Origin of the sequence: Bradyrhizobium sp. Ec3.3 (genome assembly GCF_000472925.1) — a bacterium.
GTDB lineage: Bacteria > Pseudomonadota > Alphaproteobacteria > Rhizobiales > Xanthobacteraceae > Bradyrhizobium.
This window is the reverse complement of sequence record NZ_AXAS01000002.1, coordinates 253,650-277,104: the sequence shown is the minus strand read 5'-3', so window position 1 is coordinate 277,104 and position 23,455 is coordinate 253,650. Positions and strand designations below refer to the sequence as shown.

Annotated in this window: 23 protein-coding genes; 20 read left to right on the top strand and 3 right to left on the bottom strand. The window is 64.5% G+C overall.

The window, feature by feature from the left end; translation table 11 throughout:
* Positions 1–110: 110 nt before the first annotated feature.
* The 10 genes from YUU_RS0103780 (at position 111) to mmsB (ending at position 11,429) form a co-directional block, all read left to right on the top strand.
* Positions 111–1,655: a sugar ABC transporter ATP-binding protein gene (locus YUU_RS0103780; RefSeq protein ID WP_027521162.1), complete on the top strand. Its 1,545-nt coding sequence runs from the start codon at positions 111–113 to the stop codon at positions 1,653–1,655.
* On the top strand, positions 1,652–2,644 hold the full coding sequence (locus tag YUU_RS0103775) for an ABC transporter permease (protein ID WP_027521161.1): 993 nt from the start codon (positions 1,652–1,654) through the stop codon (positions 2,642–2,644). The genes YUU_RS0103780 and YUU_RS0103775 overlap by 4 nt, the downstream gene beginning before the upstream one ends.
* Positions 2,641–3,621, top strand: a complete 981-nt coding sequence (yjfF, locus tag YUU_RS0103770) for a galactofuranose ABC transporter, permease protein YjfF (RefSeq protein WP_027521160.1) — start codon at positions 2,641–2,643, stop codon at positions 3,619–3,621. Before YUU_RS0103775 ends, yjfF begins: the two co-directional genes overlap by 4 nt.
* Positions 3,618–4,394, top strand: coding sequence for a FadR/GntR family transcriptional regulator (locus tag YUU_RS0103765; protein WP_027521159.1), 777 nt, complete (start codon positions 3,618–3,620; stop codon positions 4,392–4,394). Before yjfF ends, YUU_RS0103765 begins: the two co-directional genes overlap by 4 nt.
* Positions 4,391–5,317, top strand: coding sequence for a Gfo/Idh/MocA family protein (locus tag YUU_RS0103760; protein ID WP_027521158.1), 927 nt, complete (start codon positions 4,391–4,393; stop codon positions 5,315–5,317). Before YUU_RS0103765 ends, YUU_RS0103760 begins: the two co-directional genes overlap by 4 nt.
* Before the next feature lie 2 nt (positions 5,318–5,319).
* On the top strand, positions 5,320–6,396 hold the full coding sequence (locus tag YUU_RS0103755; protein ID WP_027521157.1) for an aldose epimerase family protein: 1,077 nt from the start codon (positions 5,320–5,322) through the stop codon (positions 6,394–6,396).
* Positions 6,393–7,274 (top strand): SMP-30/gluconolactonase/LRE family protein, encoded by an 882-nt coding sequence (locus YUU_RS0103750; RefSeq protein ID WP_027521156.1) that lies wholly within the window; start codon positions 6,393–6,395, stop codon positions 7,272–7,274. Before YUU_RS0103755 ends, YUU_RS0103750 begins: the two co-directional genes overlap by 4 nt.
* 85 nt (positions 7,275–7,359) lie before the next feature.
* A complete protein-coding gene (chvE, locus tag YUU_RS0103745; RefSeq protein ID WP_027521155.1) occupies positions 7,360–8,433 on the top strand; it encodes a multiple monosaccharide ABC transporter substrate-binding protein in 1,074 nt (357 codons plus the stop codon).
* 231 nt (positions 8,434–8,664) lie between these two features.
* Entirely contained in the window at positions 8,665–10,242 is a 1,578-nt protein-coding gene (gene mmsA / locus YUU_RS0103740) for a multiple monosaccharide ABC transporter ATP-binding protein (RefSeq protein ID WP_027521154.1), read from the top strand.
* A complete protein-coding gene (mmsB, locus tag YUU_RS0103735; protein ID WP_027521153.1) occupies positions 10,239–11,429 on the top strand; it encodes a multiple monosaccharide ABC transporter permease in 1,191 nt (396 codons plus the stop codon). Before mmsA ends, mmsB begins: the two co-directional genes overlap by 4 nt.
* Positions 11,430–11,634: 205 nt before the next feature.
* Here mmsB and YUU_RS0103730 read toward each other — a convergent pair whose 3' ends face one another.
* The 3 genes from YUU_RS0103730 to YUU_RS60070 all read right to left on the bottom strand — a co-directional run bounded on the left by YUU_RS0103730 (position 11,635) and on the right by YUU_RS60070 (position 13,483).
* A complete protein-coding gene (locus tag YUU_RS0103730; protein WP_027521152.1) occupies positions 11,635–12,447 on the bottom strand; it encodes a Crp/Fnr family transcriptional regulator in 813 nt (270 codons plus the stop codon).
* A gap of 314 nt (positions 12,448–12,761) precedes the next feature.
* A complete protein-coding gene (locus YUU_RS0103725) occupies positions 12,762–13,187 on the bottom strand; it encodes a cupin domain-containing protein (RefSeq protein WP_027521151.1) in 426 nt (141 codons plus the stop codon).
* Between the two features lie 140 nt (positions 13,188–13,327).
* Complete coding sequence (locus YUU_RS60070; protein WP_198031690.1) at positions 13,328–13,483, bottom strand: hypothetical protein; 156 nt, start codon at positions 13,481–13,483, stop codon at positions 13,328–13,330.
* A gap of 173 nt (positions 13,484–13,656) precedes the next feature.
* Between YUU_RS60070 and YUU_RS0103715 the strand changes: the two genes are divergently transcribed.
* The 10 genes from YUU_RS0103715 to YUU_RS0103670 all read left to right on the top strand — a co-directional run bounded on the left by YUU_RS0103715 (position 13,657) and on the right by YUU_RS0103670 (position 23,246).
* Complete coding sequence (locus YUU_RS0103715) at positions 13,657–14,232, top strand: cytochrome c oxidase subunit 3 family protein (protein ID WP_027521150.1); 576 nt, start codon at positions 13,657–13,659, stop codon at positions 14,230–14,232.
* Positions 14,232–14,504: a cytochrome C oxidase subunit IV family protein gene (locus YUU_RS0103710; protein WP_035661122.1), complete on the top strand. Its 273-nt coding sequence runs from the start codon at positions 14,232–14,234 to the stop codon at positions 14,502–14,504. The genes YUU_RS0103715 and YUU_RS0103710 overlap by 1 nt, the downstream gene beginning before the upstream one ends.
* A 111-nt stretch (positions 14,505–14,615) precedes the next feature.
* A complete protein-coding gene (locus YUU_RS0103705) occupies positions 14,616–15,068 on the top strand; it encodes a cytochrome c (protein ID WP_027521148.1) in 453 nt (150 codons plus the stop codon).
* Between the two features lie 34 nt (positions 15,069–15,102).
* Positions 15,103–16,449 (top strand): cbb3-type cytochrome c oxidase subunit I, encoded by a 1,347-nt coding sequence (locus YUU_RS0103700; protein ID WP_027521147.1) that lies wholly within the window; start codon positions 15,103–15,105, stop codon positions 16,447–16,449.
* Positions 16,450–16,508: 59 nt separating this feature from the next.
* Positions 16,509–17,321 (top strand): CbbQ/NirQ/NorQ/GpvN family protein, encoded by an 813-nt coding sequence (locus YUU_RS0103695; RefSeq protein ID WP_027521146.1) that lies wholly within the window; start codon positions 16,509–16,511, stop codon positions 17,319–17,321.
* A gap of 10 nt (positions 17,322–17,331) precedes the next feature.
* Positions 17,332–19,245 carry a nitric oxide reductase activation protein NorD gene (locus YUU_RS0103690; protein ID WP_027521145.1) on the top strand — a complete coding sequence of 638 codons (1,914 nt, stop codon included), beginning with the start codon at positions 17,332–17,334 and terminating at the stop codon, positions 19,243–19,245.
* 154 nt (positions 19,246–19,399) lie between these two features.
* Positions 19,400–19,939, top strand: a complete 540-nt coding sequence (locus YUU_RS61010) for a hypothetical protein (protein WP_245287937.1) — start codon at positions 19,400–19,402, stop codon at positions 19,937–19,939.
* Positions 19,940–20,057: 118 nt separating this feature from the next.
* Entirely contained in the window at positions 20,058–21,395 is a 1,338-nt protein-coding gene (locus YUU_RS0103680; protein ID WP_371260471.1) for a TAXI family TRAP transporter solute-binding subunit, read from the top strand.
* A 232-nt stretch (positions 21,396–21,627) separates the two neighbouring features.
* Positions 21,628–22,287 (top strand): HAD family hydrolase, encoded by a 660-nt coding sequence (locus YUU_RS0103675; protein WP_027521143.1) that lies wholly within the window; start codon positions 21,628–21,630, stop codon positions 22,285–22,287.
* Positions 22,288–22,295: 8 nt separating this feature from the next.
* Entirely contained in the window at positions 22,296–23,246 is a 951-nt protein-coding gene (locus tag YUU_RS0103670) for a sugar-binding transcriptional regulator (RefSeq protein WP_027521142.1), read from the top strand.
* Positions 23,247–23,455 lie beyond the last annotated feature (209 nt).

The window sequence follows — 23,455 nt, the reverse complement described above, 5'->3', positions numbered from 1 at the left end:
CCGCGGCTGATGCGCTCCGGTGGCGCACCCCCGTTCGAAACTGCTAAGCGTGGTGAATTGGCCGGACGTCCGCAACCGCACAAGCGGACGCCGGCGGGAGTGACGTCGCAATGGAGACCAGCCCGGATTCTGCCCCTTGTCTGCTCGAGGTGCGTGGGATCAGCAAGAGTTTTGGCGCTGTGCGTGCGTTACAGGACGTCGATTTCACGCTTCGTGCGGGCGAGATCCATGCCCTGCTCGGCGAGAACGGCGCCGGCAAGTCCACACTGATCAAGGTGGTCACCGGCGTATTCCCGCGCGATGCGGGAATCGTTCGGCTGGGCGGCGCCGAGGTCGCGCCGCGATCGTCGAAGGCGGCGCTGGAAGCTGGCATTGCCACCGTCTACCAGGAAGTAAATTTGCTGCCGAACCTGTCGGTGGCGCAGAATCTTTTTCTCGACCGGCAGCCGATGCGCTTCGGCATCGTCCGCGAAGGCGAGATGCGCCGGCGGGCAAAGGCGTTGCTTGCCGAGTTCGGCCTCGACATCGACGTGGCGGCGCCGCTCGGCAGCTACTCCGTCGCAATCCAGCACGTCACCGCGATCGCTCGCGCCGTCGACCTGTCGGCGCGCGTTCTCATTCTCGACGAGCCGACCGCGAGCCTCGACCGTCATGAAGTCGAGATTCTCTTCAAGATCATGCGTCAGCTAGCTGGCCGCGGCATCGGAATCGTCTTCGTCAGCCACTTCCTCGACCAGGTCTACGAAATCTCCGACCGCATTACCGTCTTGCGCAACGGCCGCCTGGTCGGCGAACGCGAGACCGCATCGCTGCCGCGGCTCGAACTGATCCGGATGATGCTCGGCCGCGAGCTTGCCGAAACCACCAGCGCACGCGCGCCTGCAAGCGAGCAGCAGGTGCGCGAGATCTGCGCGAGCTTCGAGGGCTACGGCAAGTCTGGCTACGTCGCGCCCTTCAATCTCGAATTGCGCCATGGCGAGGTCGTGGGTCTCGCCGGCCTTCTGGGCTCGGGACGAACCGAAACCGCGCGGCTGGTTTTCGGCGCCGAGCGTTCCGATCAGGGCCAGGCGAAAGTGGAGGGCGCGCCAGTGCGGCTCCAGACGCCGCGTGACGGAGTCCGACACGGTTTTGGCTATTGCCCGGAGGAGCGCAAGACGGAAGGCATCGTCGCCGAGCTCACGGTGCGCGAGAACATCGTACTCGCGCTCCAGGCCAAGCGCGGCCTTTATCTGCCGCTGTCGCGCCGCGAGCAGGACGAGATTGCTGCACGTTTCGTCAAGCTGCTCGACATCCGCCCGCCTGATCCGGAACGTCCGGTCGGCCTGTTGTCGGGCGGCAATCAGCAAAAGGTACTGCTGGCGCGCTGGCTTGCGACCTCGCCGCGGCTCCTCGTGCTGGACGAACCGACCCGCGGCATCGACGTCGGCGCGCATGCCGAGATCATCCGCCTGATCCGCGAGCTCTGCGAGGATGGGCTGGCGCTGCTCGTGATCTCCTCCGAGCTCGACGAGATCGTCACCTATTCGGATCGCGTCGTCGTGCTGCGCGATCGCGCCCATGTCGAGGAATTGCAGGGCGAGGCGATCGACGTCTCCAATATCTTGGCGGCGATCGCTGCCGACAACAGTGCCGTGGCGCAGGAGGGCAGGCCATGACCGCTCTTCTGCCGCGCCGTGGCCTTGCCCAGATCTTCGCGCTGATCGTCATCCTGATGGTCGATCGTGCCGTCTCGCCGCAATTCTTCGATCTGCGCTTGCAGGATGGACGGCTGTTCGGCAGCATGATCGACGTGCTCAACCGCGGCACCCCGGTGGCGCTGCTCTCGCTCGGCATGGTGCTGGTGATCGCCACGCGCGGCATCGATCTCTCGGTCGGCGCGGTCATGGCGATCTCGGGTGCGATCGCCGCGAGCCTCGCCGACAGTCACGGCTTGCCGGTGGTGCTCGCGGCCGCGCTCGGTGCGGGCCTCGTCTGCGGCCTCTGGAACGGTTTCCTGGTCAGCATCCTCGGCATGCAGCCGATCGTCGCGACGCTGATCCTGATGGTCGCCGGCCGCGGCATCGCCCAGCTCATCACCGAAGGGCGCATCGTCACCTTCACCTCGCCCGATCTGGTCTGGCTCGGCAACGGCGCCATCCTCGGCGTTCCCGTGCCGGTCGCGATTGCCCTGGGGATGCTGATCCTCACTGGCGCCGTGGTGCGCGGCTCGGCGCTCGGGCTCTTGATCGAGGCCACCGGCGGCAATGCGCGGGCAAGCGAGCTCGCCGGCGTCGGCACCCGCGCCATGATTTTGGCCGTCTATGTCTGGTGTGGCGTCTGCGCGGCGCTTGCGGGCGTGATCGCCGCGGCCGACATCATGGGAGCTGATGCCAACAATGCCGGCCTTTGGCTGGAGCTCGATGCGATCCTGGCCGTCGTGATCGGCGGAACCTCGCTGTTCGGCGGCCGCTTCAGCCTCTTGCTCGCCGTGCTCGGCGCGCTCATCATCCAGACGATGAACACGGGCATTCTCTTGTCGGGCTATCCCCCGGAATTCAACCTCCTGGTCAAGGCCGTGGTGGTGCTGGCGGTGCTGCTGTTGCAATCGCCGAAGCTGACCGGTATGGCCGGCATCGTGGCGCGTATCCGGGGGACGAAAGCATGAAAGGCCTGCCGCCCGTCCTCATCACGGCCATCGTGCTCGTCGCGGGCTTTGTGCTTTGCGCGCTGCAATTTCCCAACATTGCCTCGACCCGCGTGGTCTGCAATCTCCTGACCGACAACGCTTTTCTCGGCATCGTCGCGACCGGCATGACCTTCGTGATCATCTCGGGCGGCATCGACCTGTCGGTCGGCTCGGTGATCGGCTTTACCACCGTGTTCGTCGCGCTCGCGATCGAACGCTGGGGCATGCCGCCGCTGGTCGCCTTCGCGGCGATTCTGGCGCTGTCCGCGGCGTTCGGCGCGGCGATGGGCGCCGTCATCCATTTGTTCGACCTGCCGCCGTTCATCGTCACGCTGGCCGGCATGTTCCTCGCGCGTGGCGCGAGCTTCCTGCTCTCGACGGAATCGGTGCCGATCACCGCGCCGATCTATTCGACGGTATCGGACTTTGCGCTGCGACTACCGGGCGGTGGACGACTGACGGCGGTTGCGATTATCATGCTGGTCATCGTGATCGGCGGAGCGCTGCTGCTGCAGCTCACCCGCTTCGGCGCCAATGTCTATGCGCTCGGCGGCAGCCGGGTTACGGCGAGCCTGATGGGCGTCGCAGTCGGCAAAATGACGATCCGCATCTACATGCTGTCGAGCCTGCTCGCAGGCATCGCCGGCATCGTCTTTTCCTTCTACACCGGCGCCGGCTATTCGCTCTCGGCCGTCGGCGTCGAGCTCGACACCATCGCGGCGGTGGTGATCGGCGGCACGCTTCTCACGGGCGGGCAGGGCTCGGTGGTCGGAACGTTCCTCGGCGTCCTCATTCAGGGCCTGATCCAGACCTACATCAATTTCGACGGGACACTGTCGAGCTGGTGGACCAAGATCGCGACCGGTGTTCTGCTGTTCGCCTTCATCGCTCTGCAGCAGGTCATGATCGCGCTCGCGCGCCGGCCTGCCGTGAGACCCGCGGGAGCCACGTCATGACCTCGCGCATCGTCGTCATCCCGACGCGGCGGGCCCACTCCAACCATGCGGAGGTATCCCGCTCGATCGGCGTCGACATCATCGCCGGTCGCTATGCCGAAGGCACGCGGCTGCCTGGTGATGCCGAGCTGACCTCGATGTTCGGCGTCTCGCGGCCGGTGCTGCGCGAGAGCGTGAAGACCCTCGTGGCAAAAGGTCTGCTCACCACCAAGGCGCGGGTCGGCACCGTCGTGCGCGAGCGCGGCGCCTGGAACATGTTCGACGCAGATGTGCTGGCCTGGCATCTCGACGCCGGCATCGACAAACGCTTCCTCAACGACCTCGCCGAGATCCGTCTCGCGGTCGAACCGCGCGCGGCGATGCTCGCGGCTGCGCGACGCTCGGAGGAGGACCTCGCCGAACTCAAGCGCAGCATGGACCGCATGCGGCGCGAGGCATCTGATTCCGCGGGCTTCGCCGACGCGGACCTCGCCTTGCACGTTGCGGTCGCGCGGGCGTCGGGCAATCTGTTCATGCGTTCCATCGGCCATGTCATCGAAGCCGCCTTGCGGGCGTCCTTCCTGCTCAGCGCGCCGGTCGAGGTCGAGGATCGTGACACGGTGCTGCTCTGGCACCAGAAGATCGTCGATTCGATCGCGGCGGGCGACGGCGAGGCCGCCTCGGCCGCCATGGTCTTCGTCATCCACAATGGCATGAGCCGCCATGAAGGCACGGTGATCGAGACGGCGCCGGCCGAGCCGGCGCAATCGGCTCAATCTGGAGAACAAGCGTGACTGAACTTCGTATCGCCATCGTCGGTTTCGGCAAGATCGCGCGCGATCAGCACGTCGCCGCCATCGCGGCAACACCGGGCGCAACCCTTGCCGCCATCGCGAGCCGCAATGCCTCGCTGCCGGACCTGCCGCACTTCGCCACCATCGAGGAGCTGCTCGCAAAGGGCCCGCCGATCGATGCGGTGTCGCTGTGCACGCCGCCGCAGGTGCGGCGCGCGCAGGCCTTCGCGGCGCTTGCCGCCGGCAAGCACGTGATGCTGGAGAAACCGCCGGGCCTCAGCCTCGGCGAACTCGATCCGTTGGTCACGATGGCGAAGGATGCGAAGCGGGCGCTGTTTGCGACCTGGCATTCGCGCTTTGCCCCCGCTGTCGAGCCGGCGCGGCAATGGCTCGCCGCGCGCCGGATCAAGTCCGTGCACATCGCGTGGAAGGAGGATGTCCGCGTCTGGCATCCCGGACAAGGCTGGATCTGGGAGCCGGGCGGGCTCGGCGTATTCGATCCCGGCATCAACGCACTCTCGATCCTGACCCGCATCCTGCCGCGTCCGGTGTTCGTGACCGCGGCGCAACTATCCTTCCCGGCCAATTGCGAGGCGCCGATTGCGGCGAACCTGACGCTTGCCGATGTCGACGGCCTGCCAATCATGGCCGAATTCGACTTCCGCCAGACCGGCCCGCAGAGCTGGGACATCGTGGCCGAGACGGATCAGGGCCGAATGACGCTGTCGGGCGGCGGCGCCCGCATGGCCATCGACGGCAAAGTGCTTGCGGAGGAGCCCGAAGCCGAATATCGCGGGCTCTACCGGCGTTTCGTCGAGCTTGCGGCGACGGGGGAGAGTGACGTCGACCTGACGCCGTTCCGTCTCGTCGCCGACGCCTTCATGCTCGGCAAGCGCAACGTCGTCGAACCGTTCGTGGAATGATCATGGCTAGCGCACGCATCACAAGGGACGTCTTCGGAACGCTGCCGGATGGCCGCGCCGTCGAGCGCGTGGTGCTGTGCGGGCAGGGTGGTTTCGAGGCGCGCATCATCACTCATGGTGCAGTGATTCAGGCGCTGATCGCGCCCGATGCCAAGGGCGGCACCGACGACGTCGTGCTCGGCTATGACGACTTTGCCGGCTATCTCGCCGAGCGGAAGTTTTTTGGCGCGACCGTCGGCCGCTATGCCAACCGTATCGCGGACGCGCGCTTCGTGCTCGATGGCGAGACGGTGCAGCTCGCCGCCAATAATGGCCCGAACGCGCTGCACGGTGGCCTGGACGGCTTTGACCGCAAGCTCTGGCAGATCGCCGACCTCGCTGACGGCGCGGAGCCTGCGGTCACGCTCACTTACACAAGCGAGCACGGTGAGGAAGGTTACCCGGGCCGGCTCGACGTTCGTCTCACCTATCGGGTGACCGGTCCCGCCCAACTGTCGGTCAGCATGGAGGCGACGAGCGATCGTCCGACCATCGTCAATCTCACCAATCACAGCTTCTTCAACCTCGAAGGCGCGACGTCGGGGACGCCGATCCTCGATCACAAGCTCATGGTCGCAGCTGATCATTTCCTGGCGATCGATCCGACCGCGATCCCGCTGGCCGGGCCGCCGCACGCGGTTGCCGGCACGCCCTTCGACTTCCGGACGCCGACGCCGGTCGGTGCGCGTATCCGTCAGAACGATCAGCAACTGCGCAACGGCAAGGGCTACGACCACACGTTCTGCCTTCCGCTTGACGGCGGCTTGCGTCTCGCCGCGCGCGTGGAGGCGCCGCGCTCGGGACGCGTCATGGAGCTATTCACGGATCAGCCGGGCTTGCAGGTGTACTCCGGTAACTACCTCGACGGCTCGGTGGCGGGCAAAGGCGGCCGGTTGTATCGGCAGTCCGACGCGCTGTGCCTGGAGCCGCACATCTGGCCGAATTCGCCGAACCGGCCGGATTTTCCGAGCTCGCGTCTTGCGCCCGGCAGCGTTTACAAGCACCACACCGTGTATCGATTTGGGGTGAGCTCGTCATGACCGAGCAGGTGCCGACCTCCGTACTTTGCACCGAGCATTGCCATCTCGGCGAGGGCCCGACCTATGACGTCGCCACCGATACCGCCTGGTGGTTCGACATCCGTGAAGGCCGCCTTTATGAGGCCCATCTCGCGAGTCGCAATATTCGCGTCCATGTCCTCGGCCGGATGGCGAGCGCGCTCGGCCGCATCGATGCCGAGCGGCAGTTGATCGTGGCCGAGGATGGCCTCTACGTCCGCAAGCTCGCCGACGGCGCGATGACGCTCTATCGTCCGCTTGAGGCCGATAACCCGACGACGCGGTCGAACGACGCACGCGTGCATCAGTCCGGCACGTTCTGGATCGGCACCATGGGCCGCAAGGCTGAAGCGGGCGCCGGCGCGATCTATGCGCTCCATCGCGGCAAGATCTCGACGCTGTTTCCCGGCATCAGCATTCCGAACTCGATCTGCTTTTCGCCGGACGGCGCCATCGGATACTTCGCCGACACCGCGCGTCACGTGCTCTATCGCGTTTCGCTCAATCCGGCGACGGGGTTGCCGCGCGGTGAGCCGGAGGTGCTGGTGCGCCACACCGGCGTCGGCGGTCTCGACGGCTCGGTGGTCGATGCTGACGGATTGATCTGGAACGCGCGCTGGGGCGGCGCCTGCGTCGACGTCTATAGTCCCGAAGGCGAGCGCTTGCGCTCGCTGGCGGTGCCGGCACAGCAGTCGAGTTGTCCCGCCTTCATCGGTCCCGATCTGTCACGCCTTCTTGTCACCTCGGCGTGGCAGGATATGGATGCGGCGGCACGCGCCGCCGATCCGCAAGCCGGCTGCACCTTCATCCTCGAGGCTGCTGCGCGCGGTCGCGCGGAGCCCGACGTCACGCTCGAATAGGAGATCCAAGGAGTCACTTAAAGGCACAACACACCTGAGTTCTTGCTGTAACTACAAACGTTCTTACACCCCAAGGGAGTGAAGCATGCTGAAACTGAAGACGACCGTACTCGCGCTCGCATTCGCGGGCGCCGCCGCGATGGCCTCATCGGCCCCGGCATTGGCCCAGGACAAGCCGACCGTTGGTATCTCGATGCCGACGAAATCATCGGCGCGCTGGATCGATGACGGCAACAACATGGTCAAGGTGCTGAAGGAGCGCGGTTACAACACCGACCTGCAATATGCCGAGGACGACATTCCGAACCAGCTCTCGCAGGTCGAGAACATGGTGACGAAGGGCGCCAAGGCGCTGGTGATCGCCGCGATCGACGGCACCACGCTCTCCGACGTGCTCAAGCAGGCCAAGGCCAAGGGCATCACCGTCATCGCCTATGACCGCCTGATCCGCGGCACGCCGAACGTCGACTACTACGCGACCTTCGACAACTTCCAGGTCGGCGTGCTCCAGGCGGAATCGCTCGTGCAGGGTCTCGGCCTCAAGGATGGCAAGGGTCCCTTCAACATCGAGCTGTTCGGCGGCTCGCCCGACGACAACAACGCCTACTTCTTCTACAACGGCGCGATGTCGGTGCTGCAGCCTTACATCGACAGCAAGAAGCTCGTCGTCGTGTCCGGCCAGATGGGCATGGACAAGGTCGCGACCTTGCGCTGGGACGGCGCCACCGCGCAGGCCCGCATGGACAACCTGCTCAGCGCCTACTACGGCAACAAGAAGGTCAACGCGGTGCTGTCGCCCTATGACGGCCTCTCGATCGGCATCATCTCGTCGCTGAAGGGCGTGGGCTACGGCAGTGCCGACCAGCCGATGCCGATCATCAGCGGCCAGGACGCCGAGGTGCCCTCGATCAAGGCGATGCTGCGCGGCGACCAGTACTCGACCATCTTCAAGGACACCCGCGACCTCGCCAAGGTGACCGCCGATATGGTCGACGCGGCGCTGGCAGGCAAGCAGGTCACGGTCAACGACACCAAGACCTATGAGAACGGCTCCAAGACCGTGCCGTCCTTCCTGCTCAAGCCGGTCGTGGTCTACAAGGACAATTGGGAGAAAACCCTGGTTGACAGCGGCTACTACAAGAAGTCGCAATTCCAGTAAGCTGCGCCTGCTCCCTCTCCGCGTTCTTACGGGGAGAGGGAGCATAGGCCGCCTTTGGGCCGCCGTTGTAGAAGATTGGGGTGAGGGGAAGTCTCTACGGGGCGGCGAGAGTTGCTCTTGCGGAAGCTCCTCCTCGCCCGATCGCTTCGGCGTTTTTGAACGGACGCCAAAGGCGGCCTATGCTCTCCCCGCAAGCGGGGTGAGGTGGGTTAAAAGACGGGAAACGAAGCCATGACGGCAATGTTGGAAATGCGCGGCGTCAGCAAGAGCTTTGCGGGTGTGCAGGCGCTGCGTGACGTCAATTTCTCGGTTCAGGCCGGGCAGATCCATGCCCTGGTCGGCGAGAACGGCGCCGGAAAATCCACCCTGATGAAGGTGTTGAGCGGGGTCTATCCCCACGGCAGCTATGAGGGAACCATCGTCTTCGAGGGCGAGGAGCGACACTTCCGCGACATCAACGATTCCGAGGCGCTCGGCATCATCATCATCCACCAGGAGCTGGCGCTGATCCCGTTGATGTCGATCGCGGAGAATATTTTCCTCTCGCATCCACCGTCGCAGATGGGCGTCATCGACCGCGACGAGGTCTACCGCCGGACGCGGGAACTCCTGGCGCAGGTCGGCCTGAAGGAGTCGCCGGACACGCTGATCACCGACATCGGCGTCGGCAAGCAGCAGCTGGTCGAGATCGCCAAGGCGCTCTCGAAGAAGGTGCGCATGCTGATCCTGGACGAGCCGACCGCCAGCCTGAATGAGGCCGACAGCGCCGCGCTGCTCGAGCGCCTGATGAAGTTTCGCGAGCAGGGCATCGGCTCGGTCCTGATCTCTCACAAGCTGAACGAGGTTGCCAAGGTCGCCGACCACATCACGGTGCTGCGCGATGGCCGCACCGTGGACGGCATCGACTGCCGGGCCGAGCAGGTCCAGGAGGACCGTATCATCCGCAGCATGGTCAACCGCGATCTCGCCCACCGCTTCCCCGAGCGCAGCGCCAAGATCGGGGAGCCCGTCCTCAAGGTCGAGAACTGGTCGGTCTACCATCCGATCCATCCCGACCGGCAGGTCATCAAGAACGTCAATTTCGGCGTAAAGCGTGGCGAGGTCGTCGGGATCGCCGGGCTGATGGGGGCGGGGCGCACCGAGTTCGCCATGAGCCTGTTCGGCCGCTCCTGGGGCACCAATATCACGGGCCGCATCAGCCTCGAGGGTAACGAGATCGTCCTGCCGAGCGTGGCGGCGGCGATCGATGCCGGCCTTGCCTATGTCACCGAGGACCGCAAGCAGCTCGGGCTGATCCTGGCCGACGACGTCCGCAAGAATATTACGCTGGCCAGCCTCGACCAAGTGGCCCCCGGCAAGGTCATCGACGACATTGCCGAGCTGAAAGTGGCAAGCGACTACCGCAACCGGATGCGCATCCGCTGCTCCGACGTCTACCAGGAGACCGGCCAGCTCTCGGGCGGCAACCAGCAGAAGGTCGTGCTGTCGAAATGGCTGATGACCGACCCCAAGGTTTTGATCCTGGACGAGCCGACGAGGGGTATCGACGTCGGTGCCAAATATGAGATTTATTGTATCATCAACGAGCTGGCGGAGGCCGGCCGGGGCGTCGTGGTGATCTCGTCGGAGATGCCGGAGCTGCTCGGCATCTGCGACCGCATCTGCGTCATGAACGACGGCGCTTTCGTCGGCGAGTTCGCGGGCCATGAGGCGACGCAGGAGAAGATCATGCGCGCTATCATGCGCAATGAGAGAAACAATGGGAACGGCGTGCCTGTAGCCGCGGAGATGGGAGGAATGCAGCCATGACCGACAAGACGGTTTCGCTGCCTGAAGAGCGCCGGCACACGGGCTTCATCAAGAACAACTTACGCAACTACGGCATGCTGATGTCGCTGGTCGCGATCATGCTGTTCTTCCAGGCCATGACCGGCGGCACGCTGCTGCAGCCGCTCAATCTCACCAATCTCGTGCTGCAGAACAGCTACATCGTCATCATGGCGCTGGGCATGCTGCTCGTGATCGTCACCGGGCATATCGATCTGTCGGTCGGCTCGGTCGCGGGGTTCGTCGGCGCCGTGGCCGCGCTGCTGATGGTGAGCTACAAGGTCGACTACACGGTCGCCTTCATCGCCTGCCTGCTGCTGGGCGCGGCGATCGGTGCCGCGCAGGGCTATTGGGTGGCCTATTTCAAGATCCCGTCCTTCATCGTGACGTTGGCCGGCATGCTCGTGTTCAAGGGCCTGGCGCTCGCGGTGTTGCAGGGCCAGTCGCTCGGACCGTTCCCGTCGACGTTCCAGAAATTGTCCTCGGGCTTCATTCCGGAGTTCCTGCCTGAGGCCGGCACGCTGCACCCGACCTCGATGTTGATCGGCGCCGTGTTGGCCCTCGGACTGGTCTATGCTGCCGCGAAGAACCGTTCGCGCGAGCAGTCGCACGGCATCGAGGTCGAGCCTTACGCGTTCTTCCTCGGAAAGAACGTCGTGCTGGCCTGTGCGGTGCTCTACTTCACCTATCTGATCGCGACCTATCGCGGCCTGCCGAACGTGCTGGTGATCATGAGCGCGCTGATCGCGCTCTATGGCTTCGTAACCCGGCGCACCGTGATCGGGCGGCAGATCTACGCGGTCGGCGGCAATGCCAAGGCCGCAAAGCTTTCAGGCATCAAGACCGAGGGGCTGACCTTCTTCACCTTCGTCAACATGGGCGTGCTGGCCGCACTCGCCGGCCTCGTCTTCGCCGCGCGGCTCAACACCGCAACGCCGAAGGCGGGCCTTGGCTTCGAGCTCGACGTCATCGCCGCCTGCTTCATCGGCGGCGCCTCGGCCTATGGCGGCGTGGGGCGCGTCGGTGGTGCCGTGGTCGGCGCCATGATCATGGGCGTGATGAACAACGGCATGTCCATCCTCGGCATCGGCATCGATTACCAGCAGGTCATCAAGGGCCTGGTGCTGCTCGGCGCGGTCTGCATCGACGTGTACAACCAGCGGCGGTAGCCAATTCGACGGTGGCGTAGGGTGGGCAAAGGCGCGCGAGCGCCGTGCCCACCGTCTTCTCTCTACGTTGCGCAGAAGAGGTGGGCACGCTTCGCTTTGCCCACCCTACATCTTGGTCTGTTTGCGCAATGTCGTGGGCACACCAACGGGCAATGCTCGTGCGACATTGTTGGCTATGTTAGGCTGATCGGATCGAGGACGGGCTTCACTTTCTCTCGCGCGAAGCGGCTCTGGATTCAGGACCCGCTTCGTCGAAGGCGACAACGGAGCCTTCCCGGAAAGGGGCAAGGGCAGGCTGCGGCGCCGACAATTCCTGGCAATACATCTGATCGATCTTGCGCTGCATGAGCCCATAGCAGTCGCATGCGGCCCTCTCCAGCTGCGCCCGGTGGATCTCTACGAAGCCGCGCCGGTCGGACGGGACGGCGCCCGCAGCGCGAAGCTTGCTCATGGTCAGAGTCACGGTCGTCCGCCGCACCCCAAGCAATTGCGCAAGCGCCTCCTGCGTCACGGGAAGATGATCATCGGGAACGCGGTCGTGCAGTTGCAGTAGCCAACGCGCCATGCGGCCATCCACCCGATGCAGCGCGTTGCAGGCGGCCACGTGCTGGAGCTGCAACAACAGCGCGCGGGCGTGGACTTGCACGACATGCCTGATCGCTGCGCTCCGCGCGTAGGCAGCCCGGAACTTCGCGGCTGATATCAGCGATGCCGTGCCGGCCAGGCGTGCAGTCGCTGTGACGGATGAATGCGACGGACCGAGTACGGAGAACGAGGCCAAAGCACCTTCCCGTCCCATCAACGTGGTTGCGACCGTTTGCCCGTCCGGCATCTCGAGCATGAAGGCGATCGCGCCGCTGTGGGGAAAATAAACCGGGTCGAGTTCGTCGCCCGACCGCACCAGGATGGCATCGGGTTCGAACGAGACCTTCTGGAAGTGGGGTGCGAGCAAGGCCAAATCCTCGGGCGGCAGCGCCGCCAGAAGCCGATTCCCAATGCCGGTGCGGTGAGCGGTCACGATGCCTCTTGGTGAACGAGCAACCCAGGAACGACGGTGGCTAGCATCCATGAAAGTGCGCTTGAGTCAACGCAGCGCGCGCCGGCATGGGCGTTTTCACGTGTGCGGCAGCCCCGAGGCGGTTCCCACTGAGTGGTCGAGGCAAAGGCAATCAACAACGCAGCAAACGACATTTCGATTCCAAAAAATCAGATTATTCGAAATTGAAGTGCCGAACGGAATTCATCCAAACAGAGCCGTTGCTGGAGATCAAGCACGGGCGATTGCGGGGACCTGTCTCGTCCTCGCCGAGCAGGATGGGCCGCGCTCTTGCGTCAGGATGGCAGCACCGGAACCAAGCCGTAGCGCAGCATCGTTTCCTTCATTCTTGCCGGATCGGGCGTGCCGGCCGAGAGCAGGGCGGCCATTTCCTTGAAGTATTGCGGGCCAAGTACACCTGGGCTGAGGATACACAGGCAGGTCGCCGGTCGGGCCGAACGATTGATGAAGCCATGCACGACGCCGCGCCTGATGAACACGGTCTCGCCCGGCGCCACGTCGGTGTCTTTTCCATCGATCCGCCAGGTCGAGATGCCGCTCAGGCCGTAGATCGTTTCGTCCCAGCGATCGTGATAGTGAGGGATCGGCATGCGCGCGTTGGGCTGGAGCGTCATCTCGAACAGATCGAGACTGCCGCCGGTGTCGTCCTTGCTCTGCAGAAACGTCAGCTGCAATGCGCCAAGATTGATGATCTGAGGCATGGCGGACTCATCGGGTAGCGAGCGATGACGAATATTAGCGCGCTGCGGCGCTAAGCCAAGGAGGATGAGTGGCACCATCCGGTGGCAGTGGAGACCGGCGCCCGTGCGGTCTGTCCCCCTCCGGATGAGGAACCGACGCTCTACTGCGTCGTGAACAGCACCACCGCGATCGCGACCGACAGACATACCGCGGATACGGTCGCCGCCGTCGACAGCACGCCCATCCGCCGGAGCGCTGCGGCGAACAGGATGATGATGGGGGTTGCGGTCATCAGACCAAGTTGCGCCTCGCTCATGGTTGGCCTTCGCGAAAATGATGGAACCTCGACGGTCACTCTACCGACTGCCGCCGTCACGGAGGTTGCGACGGCGCAAACGGCACGAAAGCTGCCTCCGGTTTGTCCGCCGACAAATTGCGACGCGCTCCTGCGCGATATTGCATCCCGGCATCGCGCCTTGCGGAGACCAGATGTCGGCGACGGACTACGAGCAGCAGGGAAGTGGCTGGGGCATCCTCGAGGATCTACCCGGCGATCCCATGATCTGGGTGCTGATTTTCAGCGAGCTCGCTGCCTTCGGGCTGTTCCTGGGCGCCTTCGCAATCGCCCGGCTCGTGCAGCCAGCGCTGTTCGCCTCCGGGCAGGCGGCGCTCGATTCGGGGCTTGCTGGCATGAACACCGTGGTCCTGGTGACCAGCGGCTGGGCGGCCGCGCGCGGCACGCTGGCGGCGCGGAACGGGACGAGGCGGATCGCGCGCCGTTGGCTGCTCGGTGCCATGGCACTTGGCGGCGTCTTCATTGCGATTAAGCTGATGGAGTATGCGCAGGAGATCGGCCACGGCAACGGTCTCGAGACCAGCCCGTTCTTCACGCTGTATTTCCTCCTGACCGGCTTTCACCTCCTGCATGTCGGCCTCGGCATCGTGATCCTCGCCGTGGTCTGCCGGCGTGCGGAAGCTGCGAGCGTCGAGACAGGAACGGCATTCTGGCACATGGTCGACCTGGTCTGGATCGTCATGTTCCCCATCGTCTACCTGGTGCGGTGATGAACCGTCTCGACGTGAATCGACTCAATGTGACTTGGGCCGTGCTGATCGCCCTTGCGATCGCAACCGTGCTGGTGCCCTGGCTCGTGCCGCGCGCACTCTTTGCCAACGCCGTGTTGCTCGCCCTGGCCGCAGTCAAGGGCCGCCGGATCGTGCTCGACTATCTCGATTTGCGCGCCGCGCCGGCGCTGTGGCGCGGCCTGATGAACGCCTGGATCGTCATCCTCGTGCTGTTCGCCTGGCTCGCTTCCGCGGCCGTCGCCCTGGTCTGATCGTTGCGCATCGTCGCGCTCATTGCGCCGCAACAAAGAGCTCCGGCGCCCAATCGGCAAAATATCGTCACCGCTTTTCTCGACAGGACTTAAAACCGGAAAGGATTGGCAATGGCTGAACGCCTAACCAAGTCGGCCGCCCGAAACGTCTTCTACGGCGGATCGGCCTTTTTCTTCGCCATCTTCTTGGGGCTGACGGCGCACAGCCACTACTACATGATCACGAGCTCGACGGACGCAGCCACGCTGACGTCGTCGGTCGCCCGCGGCAAGCACGTCTGGGAGAAGAACTCCTGCATCAACTGCCACACTCTGCTGGGCGAGGGCGCCTATTTCGCTCCTGAGGTCGGCAATGTCTGGGACCGCTGGGGCGGCAAGGAAGATCCCGCCAGTGCCCGCGAGACGCTGAAAGCCTGGATGCAGTCGCAGCCGTCCGGCGCGCCGGGCCGCCGGCAGATGCCGCAGTTCAACCTCACCGACCAGGAGCTCAACGATCTCGCCGACTTCCTGCAATGGGTGAGCACCATCAAGCGCCAGGATTGGCCGCCGAACAAGGCCGGTTGAGCGCTCAACAATCCCTCAAGACAGAGAGCCTGAGATGAAATATCAGACCCAGAAAGTCGCGATGCTGTATTTCTACGGCGCGCTGACGCTGTTCCTGGCGCAGGTCACGTTCGGCCTCGTCGCCGGAACCATCTATGTCCTTCCCAACACCCTGTCCGTCGTCCTGCCGTTCAACATCGTCAGGATGATTCACACCAATGCGCTGATCGTGTGGTCGCTGATCGGCTTCATGGGCGCGACCTACTATCTCCTGCCCGAGGAAACCGAGACCGAGCTGTTCAGCCCGATACTCGCAAAAATCCAGTTCTGGATGTTCTTCTGTGCCGCCGGCATCGCGGTGGTCGGCTATCTCTTCCACTATCACGAAGGCCGCGAATTCCTCGAGCAGCCTTTCATCATCAAGGTCGGCATCGTCGTCGTCTGCCTGATGTTCCTGTTCAACGTGACGATGACGGCACTGAAGGGACGCAAGACCACGGTCACCAACATTCTGCTGTTCGGCCTGTGGGGCGTTGCGATCTTCTTCCTGTTCGCCTTCTACAACCCGGCCAATCTTGCGGTCGACAAGATGTACTGGTGGTACATCGTCCACCTCTGGGTCGAGGGCGTGTGGGAGCTGATCATGGCTTCGGTGCTTGCCTTCCTCATGATCAAGCTCAACGGCATCGATCGCGAGGTCGTCGAGAAGTGGCTTTACGTTATCATCGGCCTGGCCTTGTTCTCCGGCATCCTCGGCACCGGCCACCACTTCTACTGGATCGGCGCCCCCGGTTACTGGCAGTGGATCGGCTCGCTGTTCTCAACGCTGGAAGTCGCGCCTTTCTTCACCATGGTGATCTTCACGGTGCAGATGACCTGGAAAGCCGGACGCAAGCATCCGAACCGCGCCGCGCTGTTGTGGTCGGTTGGCTGCTCGGTGATGGCATTCCTTGGTGCGGGCGTCTGGGGCTTCCTGCACACGCTGTCCTCGGTGAACTACTACACCCACGGCACCCAGGTGACCGCGGCGCATGGGCATCTCGCCTTCTTCGGCGCCTATGTGATGCTGAATCTGGCGATGATGGCCTACGCCATCCCGCAGCTGAAGGAGCGCGCTCCGTATAACCAGTGGCTCAGCATGACAAGCTTCTGGATCATGTGCACGGCCATGATGGTGATGACCTTTGCGCTGACCTTTGCCGGCGTGATCCAGGTCCATCTCCAGCGCGTGCTCGGCCAGAGCTACATGGACGTGCAGGACCAGCTTGCGTTCTTCTACTGGATCCGGCTCGGCTCCGGTGTGTTCGTGGTGATCTCCGCGGTGATGTTCGTCTGGGCCGTGCTGGTGCCCGGGCGCGAGAAGCAGGCGGTCATCCCCGGTGCACTGCAACCCGCCGAATAGGCTTATGGCGGCCGCGCCAGTCGCGGCCGCCCCTTCCAGGGAAATACCGGAGAGACATCATGAAACCCGCACTCCATGCCGTCCCAGCGCCCGCGCCCGAGCTTCCGGCCTATGTCGCAAGCGGCAACGAATGCGCGTTGTTCGAGCACGCCTGGCGTCATCGCCTGCCGGTTCTCCTCAAAGGTCCGACCGGCTGCGGCAAGACACGCTACGTCGCCCACATGGCGGCACGGCTCGGATTGCCGCTTCACACCGTCGCCTGCCATGACGATCTGACTGCTGCCGATCTCACCGGCCGTTATCTGCTCAGGGGCGGTGACACCGTGTGGACCGACGGTCCGCTGACCCGGGCCGTAAGGGAAGGCGGCATCTGTTATCTCGACGAGGTGGTGGAAGCGCGCAACGACGTCACCGTGGTCCTGCATCCGCTCACCGACGACCGCCGTATCCTGCCGCTCGAGCGCACCGGTGAAGAGCTTGTCGCGCCCGCGAGCTTCATGCTGGTGGTGTCCTACAACCCCGGCTACCAGACCCTCTTGAAAGCGCTGAAGCCGTCGACGCGGCAGCGCTTCGTCGCGATCGAGTTCGGCTTCCTGCCGGCGGAGCAGGAGATCGCAGTGGTCTCCGTCGAAAGCGGGCTTGCGCCCGATCGCGTGCGGCCGCTGGTTCAGCTTGCCGCTCGCCTGAGGGCACTGAAGGGCCACGACCTGGAGGAGGGCGTCTCGACCCGGCTGGTCGTCTATTGCGCGACACTGATTGCGGCCGGGGCCTCGATCGCCGACGCCGTGCTGGCGGGTATGATCGAACCGCTGACCGATGATACCGACGTCAAGGCGGCGCTGCTCGACGTCGCGCGCGCCGTGATCGGGTGAGGGGAGGCCGATGCTCGACTTCCTCGAGCTGGAAGAGACGGTCGGCCGTGCCTGGCATCGCCTGGTTGGCGGCACCGCGAGCTATCCGGTCCATGCCGAGCATGCGGTTTCGCTGGCCGAGGTTCGCCCGCGGATCGCCGTGATGTTCCGCGCGCTCGGTGGCGAAGCCGGCGTGCAGATCGCGAGCGCCGGCGCGCGCCGCTCCGGCCACAGGCTCGGCTGGCGTCAGCGCATCGGGCTCGGCGATGAGCGCCTCGAGCAGCCGGGGCGTGATGCCGCTACCATCTTTCTGCCTGATAGCATCGCGATTTTCGAGGACCGCGCGCTGAATGTGTCGCTCTATCGATGGCTCGCCGCCTGGTTCGCGACCGCGCCGATCGAGGCGATCGACGAGGTTGATCCGCTGCGGCGCGATCTCTTGACGCTGCGACGGGCCAGCGAGACGGCGGTGTGGGTGCTCACGCAGTTTCCCGGATTGGCTGATGACTACGCGAAGCTCGCCGCGGCAACGGCGCTGGCGCGTCCGCGCCGGCCACTGCCGCGCATCGAACGGGAAATGGAAGAGATCGTGCTCGCCTTGCTCGGCGCGCGCAAGCCACCTTCAGGCGAACTGTGGAAGGCCATGGCCGGCACGGGCGCGCTGCCGACAAAGGCGCCACCGGGATATCGCTCCATTCTGCCGTGCCCTCTATGGGGCGATTGCTGGGCGCGCGAGCTCTCGACCGCGGGCGCAAGCGACGATGAGCACGCGCAGGGCGCAGAACCTGCGCCAGCGGACGATCGCAAGCGCTTCGCCGTACGCGAGCGCGACGAGGATGCGAGCCGCCGAGATCCCTTCGTGCTCAACCGCTTCGAAAAGATCCTCGCAATGGCCGAGATGGTCAATGTCGATCGCCCCGCCGATGACAGCGAGGATGAGGACGCACAGAAGGCGGCTGACGATCTCGAAGAAATCACGCTCAGCCGCCGCAGCGGCAAGCCCGCAACCCGGCTCAAATTCGATCTCGACCTGCCGCCGGAAGCCCTCGACGCATCGCGGCTGAACGCGGACCTCACCTATCCCGAGTGGGATTATCGTAGCGGAACTTATCTGCCCGATCATTGCCGCGTCCTTGCCGCTGCGGCGTCCGAGATCGGCGAGAGCTGGGCGCCGGATGAGACCATGCGCTGCCACATCCGCCAGGTGCGGCGCCGGTTCGAGGTGTTGCGGCCGCGCCACGAATTGATGCGCGCGCAAGCCGATGGGCACGACCTCGATCTCGACGCGCTGGTGCGCGCGCGTTGCGACCTTCGCGCCGGCAGCGGCGCGCTCGACCGCGTCCATTTGGCGATGCGGCCGCAGGGCCATGATCTCGCCGTCACGCTGCTGGTCGACGTCTCGCTGTCGACGGACGCGTGGGTTGATGGTCACCGCGTGCTCGACGTCGAGAAGGAGGCGCTTCTGGTACTCGCGCATGGACTTTCGGCCTGCGGTGATCACCACAGCATTTTGACCTTCACCTCGCGCCGGCGCTCCTGGGTGCGGCTCGAGACGATCAAGGCCTTCGGCGAGCCGATGAGTGGGGCAGTGGAGCGCCGGATCGGGGCGCTGAAGCCTGGCTACTACACCCGCATTGGCGCGGCGGTGCGCCATGCAGCGGCCGGGCTCGCCCGCCAGCCGCAGCGCAAGAAGCTGCTGCTCGTTCTGACCGACGGCAAGCCGAACGATGTCGATCACTATGAGGGGCGCTTTGCGATCGAGGACACCCGTAAATCCGTGCAGGAGGCGCGCCGGCTCGGCATTGCCGTGTTCGGCGTCACGGTCGACGCGACGGCGCAATCCTATTTTCCGACCCTGTTCGGGCGTGGCGGCTACGCGATCGTCGGCAATATCCGCCGGCTGCCTGCGGCACTGCCGGCGATCTACCGGCAGGTGGCACATTAAGGCCCGGGAAAGCCGCAAGAGGCCGGTGCGTCAGTGCTGCTGGCCCGATTGGGGGCAAGAAAACTCGCGTGAGGAAACGTTGATCTAGCGCAAGGCGCGCACCGATCGCGAGGGCACATCGTTTCCGACGGGCAGGAAACCGTGGAGCCAATCCATGAACCAGATGAGTTTGAAAAAAATTGCAATAGCGACCTCGACCTTCGCGTGCGCGACATTGCTCTCCTTCAGCTGGACTGAGCAACGCGGCGTCTCGCTATCGATCGACAGTGCTCAGGCGCGAGTCGGTCGTCCGCTCACTCCAGTGAGCGTTGCGGGTGTTGCACGCCGGCAAAACCGGCGGGCCGCGTACCAGTACGACTCGGCTGGCATTGCAGGCCCGATGGCGGTCAACTACGCCGGCCTTGCAAGCGCGGCTGGCACGGCAACCGTCGCCGCCACCCAGCCTTGGGGCTGGGGTGGTACCGGTTACTATGGCGGCCGGCCCTACGTCGGTAGCGGGGCTTTGGCGGCCAATGCCTATTATGGCGGCGGCGCCATCCAGACCAGTCCGTTCTACCTGCAAAGGGCCTATCCCGCGAACGGTCCCTGGTACGGCGTCAACGGATGGGCTGGCTACAAGGCGCGCTATGGAATCGTCTGTGATCCAGGCAGCCTGATCAAAGGCGATGACGGCCTGATGCACGTCTGTCAGTAGGAAACCCGTATGGCGACGACAAGGGGCGGCTCAAAGAGCCGCCTCTGCTCGTGTCGCAAGACGGCGCTCGGTCGTCCCTTAGTGAATGGTCACCTTCAACATCGAGGACGTGTCGAGATTGGGCAAGGGTACGATCAAGCTTCCAATCTGGCTGCGCATCGCGGTCGTCGCGGGCCTGGTTATCCTCGCCGCCGCTGCAAGCCTCATCGCGTACCGCTGGTACGTCCGGCCGGTGACCCTATCGATCGCGGTCGGGTCGCTGGACGGCGACGCGCCAAAAATCGTATCGGCGTTGGCGAGTAGACTTGTCGTCAATAACGCGCCGGTGCGGCTCAAGGTGGTGGAGACCAGCGGCCTGATCGAATCCGCGGCAGCGTTCTCCTCCGGCAAGACGGACCTTGCCGTCGTTCGCGGCGATGTCGGCGACCTCTCGCATGCGCAGGCCATTGTGGTCCTGGCCCAGGCGGTGGCGATGCTCGTTGCGCCTCCGGGCTCCGCGATCACCGACATGGCGGGCCTGAAGCGCACCACGGTGGGGGTGGTCGGTAGCGACACCAATCAGAAACTCGTCGACGTCTTGAGAAGGACATATGACCTTGACCGCGCCAACGTTGCGTTCAAGGGCGTTGCGCTCGATCAGGTCCGCCGGGCGCTCGAAACCAAGGAGATACGTGCCGTCCTGTTCGTGATGCCGCTGAGCGACAAATACCTGTCGCTGGTGCGAGGGCTGTTCCCTCAGAACGCGAAGACCGCCCCGGTTCTGATTCCGATCGAGAGCGCAGGAGCAATTGCCGAGAAGGAACGAGCCTACGAGAGCTTCGACATCCCCAAGGGCACGTTGCGCGGATCCCCTCCCGTTCCCGAAGACGATGTGACCACGCTTCAGACCGCCTTCTATCTGGTCGGCAAGAAGAGCCTCGACAACGATATGATTGCCGGCTTCACGCAAGCCATTACGACCGCTCGCAGGGACCTTCTGGCCGAATTGCCAATTCTTGCGCAGTTCAAGGCGCCGGACACCGATGCCGGCGCCTTTCTTCCCGTCCATGCCGGAGCGGCGGAGTTTTACAATGGCAATCAGCTCACGTTCCTGGACAAGTGGAGCAACGCCATCTTTCTCGCACCAATGGCGCTTGGCGCGCTTGTCACAGTGCTCGCGACGGCCTGGCGGTTTCTCCGATCCGGCGAGCTGAAGCCGAGCGAGCCGGCGCTCGACACGCTTTATGCGTTGGGGCAACGGATACGGCACGTCGGAAACGCCTCGGAATTGCTGGAGATCGAAAATCAGATCGACGAGGTCTTGCGCGCGCAACGCGCCAGGACGGACGACGATGAACAAGCTCTGGATGCTGCCACCCTGAATGTTGCGGCCCATCGTCTTGAGAATCTGATTCATGATCGCAGGGCAGCGCTCGCTGCCGCGAATTCGGTGGCGCCGCAAAAAACAAAACTGTGACGAATCCGGATTTGAGGGGCGGGGGCTTCCCATCATCTGTCGTCGGGCGGTGCCCACCCGCGCCTGCAAGTGACATGCGTCTTACGCAATGTGGGTCTCCCACCTTGCTCCCCTCATGGCTTCGTCGCTGACGTTCCTCGCATGCACTCCCCCAGCCACCGTTTCCTGCCTCGGGCGCAACGCCGCACGGTGAGCTATTGCTCAGCGCGTGAGTATATGATCGAATGTCACGATGGACGCTACCAGGCCCGATCTGATCATCTTCGACTGCGACGGCGTGCTGGTCGACAGCGAGCTCCTGAGCTGTCGCTGCCTGTCGGAAGTGCTGTCCGAATTCGGCATCGTGCTCAGTGCGGAGCAGGCGCTCGAGCTGTTCCTCGGGCGCAGCACGAAGGCGATCGAGCAGCATTATCGGGATCTCGGACAGGTCGTGCCGGAAAGCTTCTTGCCTCGCTTCAAGTCGAGGGTGCTGAGCACCTTCGCAAGTGCATTGCGGCCGATCCCCGGGATCGGCGCGTTGGTATCGGAGTTGAACAGGCCGTTTTGCGTCGCCTCGTCGAGCGACATCGATCGCGTCTCGCTTTCCCTCGAAGTCACCGGTCTCAAGCCGCATTTCGGCGACCGGCTGTACACGGCGCAGATGGTGCGACACGGCAAGCCGGCGCCCGATCTCTTCCTTTATGCCGCGGAGAAGATGCGCACCGATCCGGCGCGTGCGCTGGTCATCGAGGACAGCGTCAGCGGCGTGCAGGCGGCCAAGGCGGCCGGCATGACGGTCTGGGGATTTGTCGGCGGCAGCCATTATCGCGCCCGCGACGGCCGCGCTATATTGACCGCCGCCGGAGCCGATCGGGTCTTCGCGCAGATGAGTGATTTCTGGAAGGACGCGTGACGCCGGCCATGGCGGTGGAGAACGAAAAATCCAGACTCGACGATGCCGCGCGCGCCGGCTGGCTCTACTTCATTGCCGGTCACACGCAGGACGAGATCGCCAGAATGCTCCAGGTCTCGCGCGCCTCGGCGCAGCGGCTAGTCTCGTTGTGCCTGGCCGAGCGCCTGATCACCTTTCGCCTCGAACATCCCATTGCCGCCTGCATGGAACTGGCCTCGCGGCTGAAGGCGCGCTTCGAGCTTGCCCATTGCGAGGTGGTGCCGACAGACCCGGCGGCGCCGCAGGCGACCGCAGGGATCGCCGAGCGCTGCGCCAACCTCCTGGACTCGACGCTGCGTTCGGAGACCCCCGTCATCGTCGCGCTCGGGACGGGGCGCGCGGTGCGCGCGGCGGTCGAGCGCGTCACCCCGATCGAGCGACCGAATCACCAGATCGTCTCGCTGGTCGGCAACATCTCCGCCGATGGTTCGGCGAGCTTCTACGACACCGTCGGGCGCCTGGCCGACCGCACCGGCGCGCGGCATTATCCGATGCCGCTGCCGTTCCTGATGTCTTCGGAGGACGAGCGCAACAAGATGGGCCGGATCGAGCCGATCGCGAAGGTGAAGGCGATCGCAACCAAAGCCGACCTGCGGCTCGTCGGCATCGGCCAGATGGACCAGAAAGCGCAGGTCCACGTTGATGGCTTCGTCACCCGCGACGAGTTGTTCGAGATGATGCGGCTCGGCGCCATCGGCGAGATCACCGGCTGGGCCTATGACGCCAAGGGCCGCCTGCTCAAGGGCGGCACCAACAAGCGCCTCACCAGCATCCCGCCTGAGGTGCCGGTCAAGACCACGACGATCGGCGCTGCGGTCGGCGCGGCAAAAGTGTCGGCGATCTCGGCCGCGCTGAACGGCCGCCTGATCAACGGCTTGATCACGGACGAAGCGACCGCCCGCGCGATCCTCGAGCGCTGAAGCCGCGGCGTCGCGGCGCATCTCCACCACCATCTCTCTTGCACTGCACCACCCGGAATTGAGGGGAGGGCGCGCGCGCCTGCTTGACAAAGCGCCGGCCTGAGTTGAACATACGCCCAACGCGTGGGCATATGCTCAAAACGCGAGTTAAGGGAGGTCACCGTGAAAAAAGTCCTAGGCGCCGTCTGCGGCGTGTCTGCACTGCTGTT

Excerpts from the sequence above, each read along its gene's own strand:
- YUU_RS0103780 (WP_027521162.1), top strand. The coding sequence starts at position 111 with ATGGAGACCAGCCCGGATTCTGCCCCTTGTCTGCTCGAGGTGCGTGGG.
- YUU_RS0103775 (WP_027521161.1), top strand. The coding sequence starts at position 1,652 with ATGACCGCTCTTCTGCCGCGCCGTGGCCTTGCCCAGATCTTCGCGCTG.
- yjfF (WP_027521160.1), top strand. The coding sequence starts at position 2,641 with ATGAAAGGCCTGCCGCCCGTCCTCATCACGGCCATCGTGCTCGTCGCG.
- YUU_RS0103765 (WP_027521159.1), top strand. The coding sequence starts at position 3,618 with ATGACCTCGCGCATCGTCGTCATCCCGACGCGGCGGGCCCACTCCAAC.
- YUU_RS0103755 (WP_027521157.1), top strand. The coding sequence starts at position 5,320 with ATGGCTAGCGCACGCATCACAAGGGACGTCTTCGGAACGCTGCCGGAT.
- YUU_RS0103750 (WP_027521156.1), top strand. The coding sequence starts at position 6,393 with ATGACCGAGCAGGTGCCGACCTCCGTACTTTGCACCGAGCATTGCCAT.
- chvE (WP_027521155.1), top strand. The coding sequence starts at position 7,360 with ATGCTGAAACTGAAGACGACCGTACTCGCGCTCGCATTCGCGGGCGCC.
- mmsA (WP_027521154.1), top strand. The coding sequence starts at position 8,665 with ATGACGGCAATGTTGGAAATGCGCGGCGTCAGCAAGAGCTTTGCGGGT.
- mmsB (WP_027521153.1), top strand. The coding sequence starts at position 10,239 with ATGACCGACAAGACGGTTTCGCTGCCTGAAGAGCGCCGGCACACGGGC.
- YUU_RS0103725 (WP_027521151.1), bottom strand. The coding sequence starts at position 13,187 with ATGCCTCAGATCATCAATCTTGGCGCATTGCAGCTGACGTTTCTGCAG.
- YUU_RS60070 (WP_198031690.1), bottom strand. The coding sequence starts at position 13,483 with ATGAGCGAGGCGCAACTTGGTCTGATGACCGCAACCCCCATCATCATC.
- YUU_RS0103715 (WP_027521150.1), top strand. The coding sequence starts at position 13,657 with ATGTCGGCGACGGACTACGAGCAGCAGGGAAGTGGCTGGGGCATCCTC.
- YUU_RS0103710 (WP_035661122.1), top strand. The coding sequence starts at position 14,232 with ATGAACCGTCTCGACGTGAATCGACTCAATGTGACTTGGGCCGTGCTG.
- YUU_RS0103705 (WP_027521148.1), top strand. The coding sequence starts at position 14,616 with ATGGCTGAACGCCTAACCAAGTCGGCCGCCCGAAACGTCTTCTACGGC.
- YUU_RS0103700 (WP_027521147.1), top strand. The coding sequence starts at position 15,103 with ATGAAATATCAGACCCAGAAAGTCGCGATGCTGTATTTCTACGGCGCG.
- YUU_RS0103695 (WP_027521146.1), top strand. The coding sequence starts at position 16,509 with ATGAAACCCGCACTCCATGCCGTCCCAGCGCCCGCGCCCGAGCTTCCG.
- YUU_RS0103690 (WP_027521145.1), top strand. The coding sequence starts at position 17,332 with ATGCTCGACTTCCTCGAGCTGGAAGAGACGGTCGGCCGTGCCTGGCAT.
- YUU_RS61010 (WP_245287937.1), top strand. The coding sequence starts at position 19,400 with ATGAACCAGATGAGTTTGAAAAAAATTGCAATAGCGACCTCGACCTTC.
- YUU_RS0103675 (WP_027521143.1), top strand. The coding sequence starts at position 21,628 with ATGGACGCTACCAGGCCCGATCTGATCATCTTCGACTGCGACGGCGTG.
- YUU_RS0103670 (WP_027521142.1), top strand. The coding sequence starts at position 22,296 with ATGGCGGTGGAGAACGAAAAATCCAGACTCGACGATGCCGCGCGCGCC.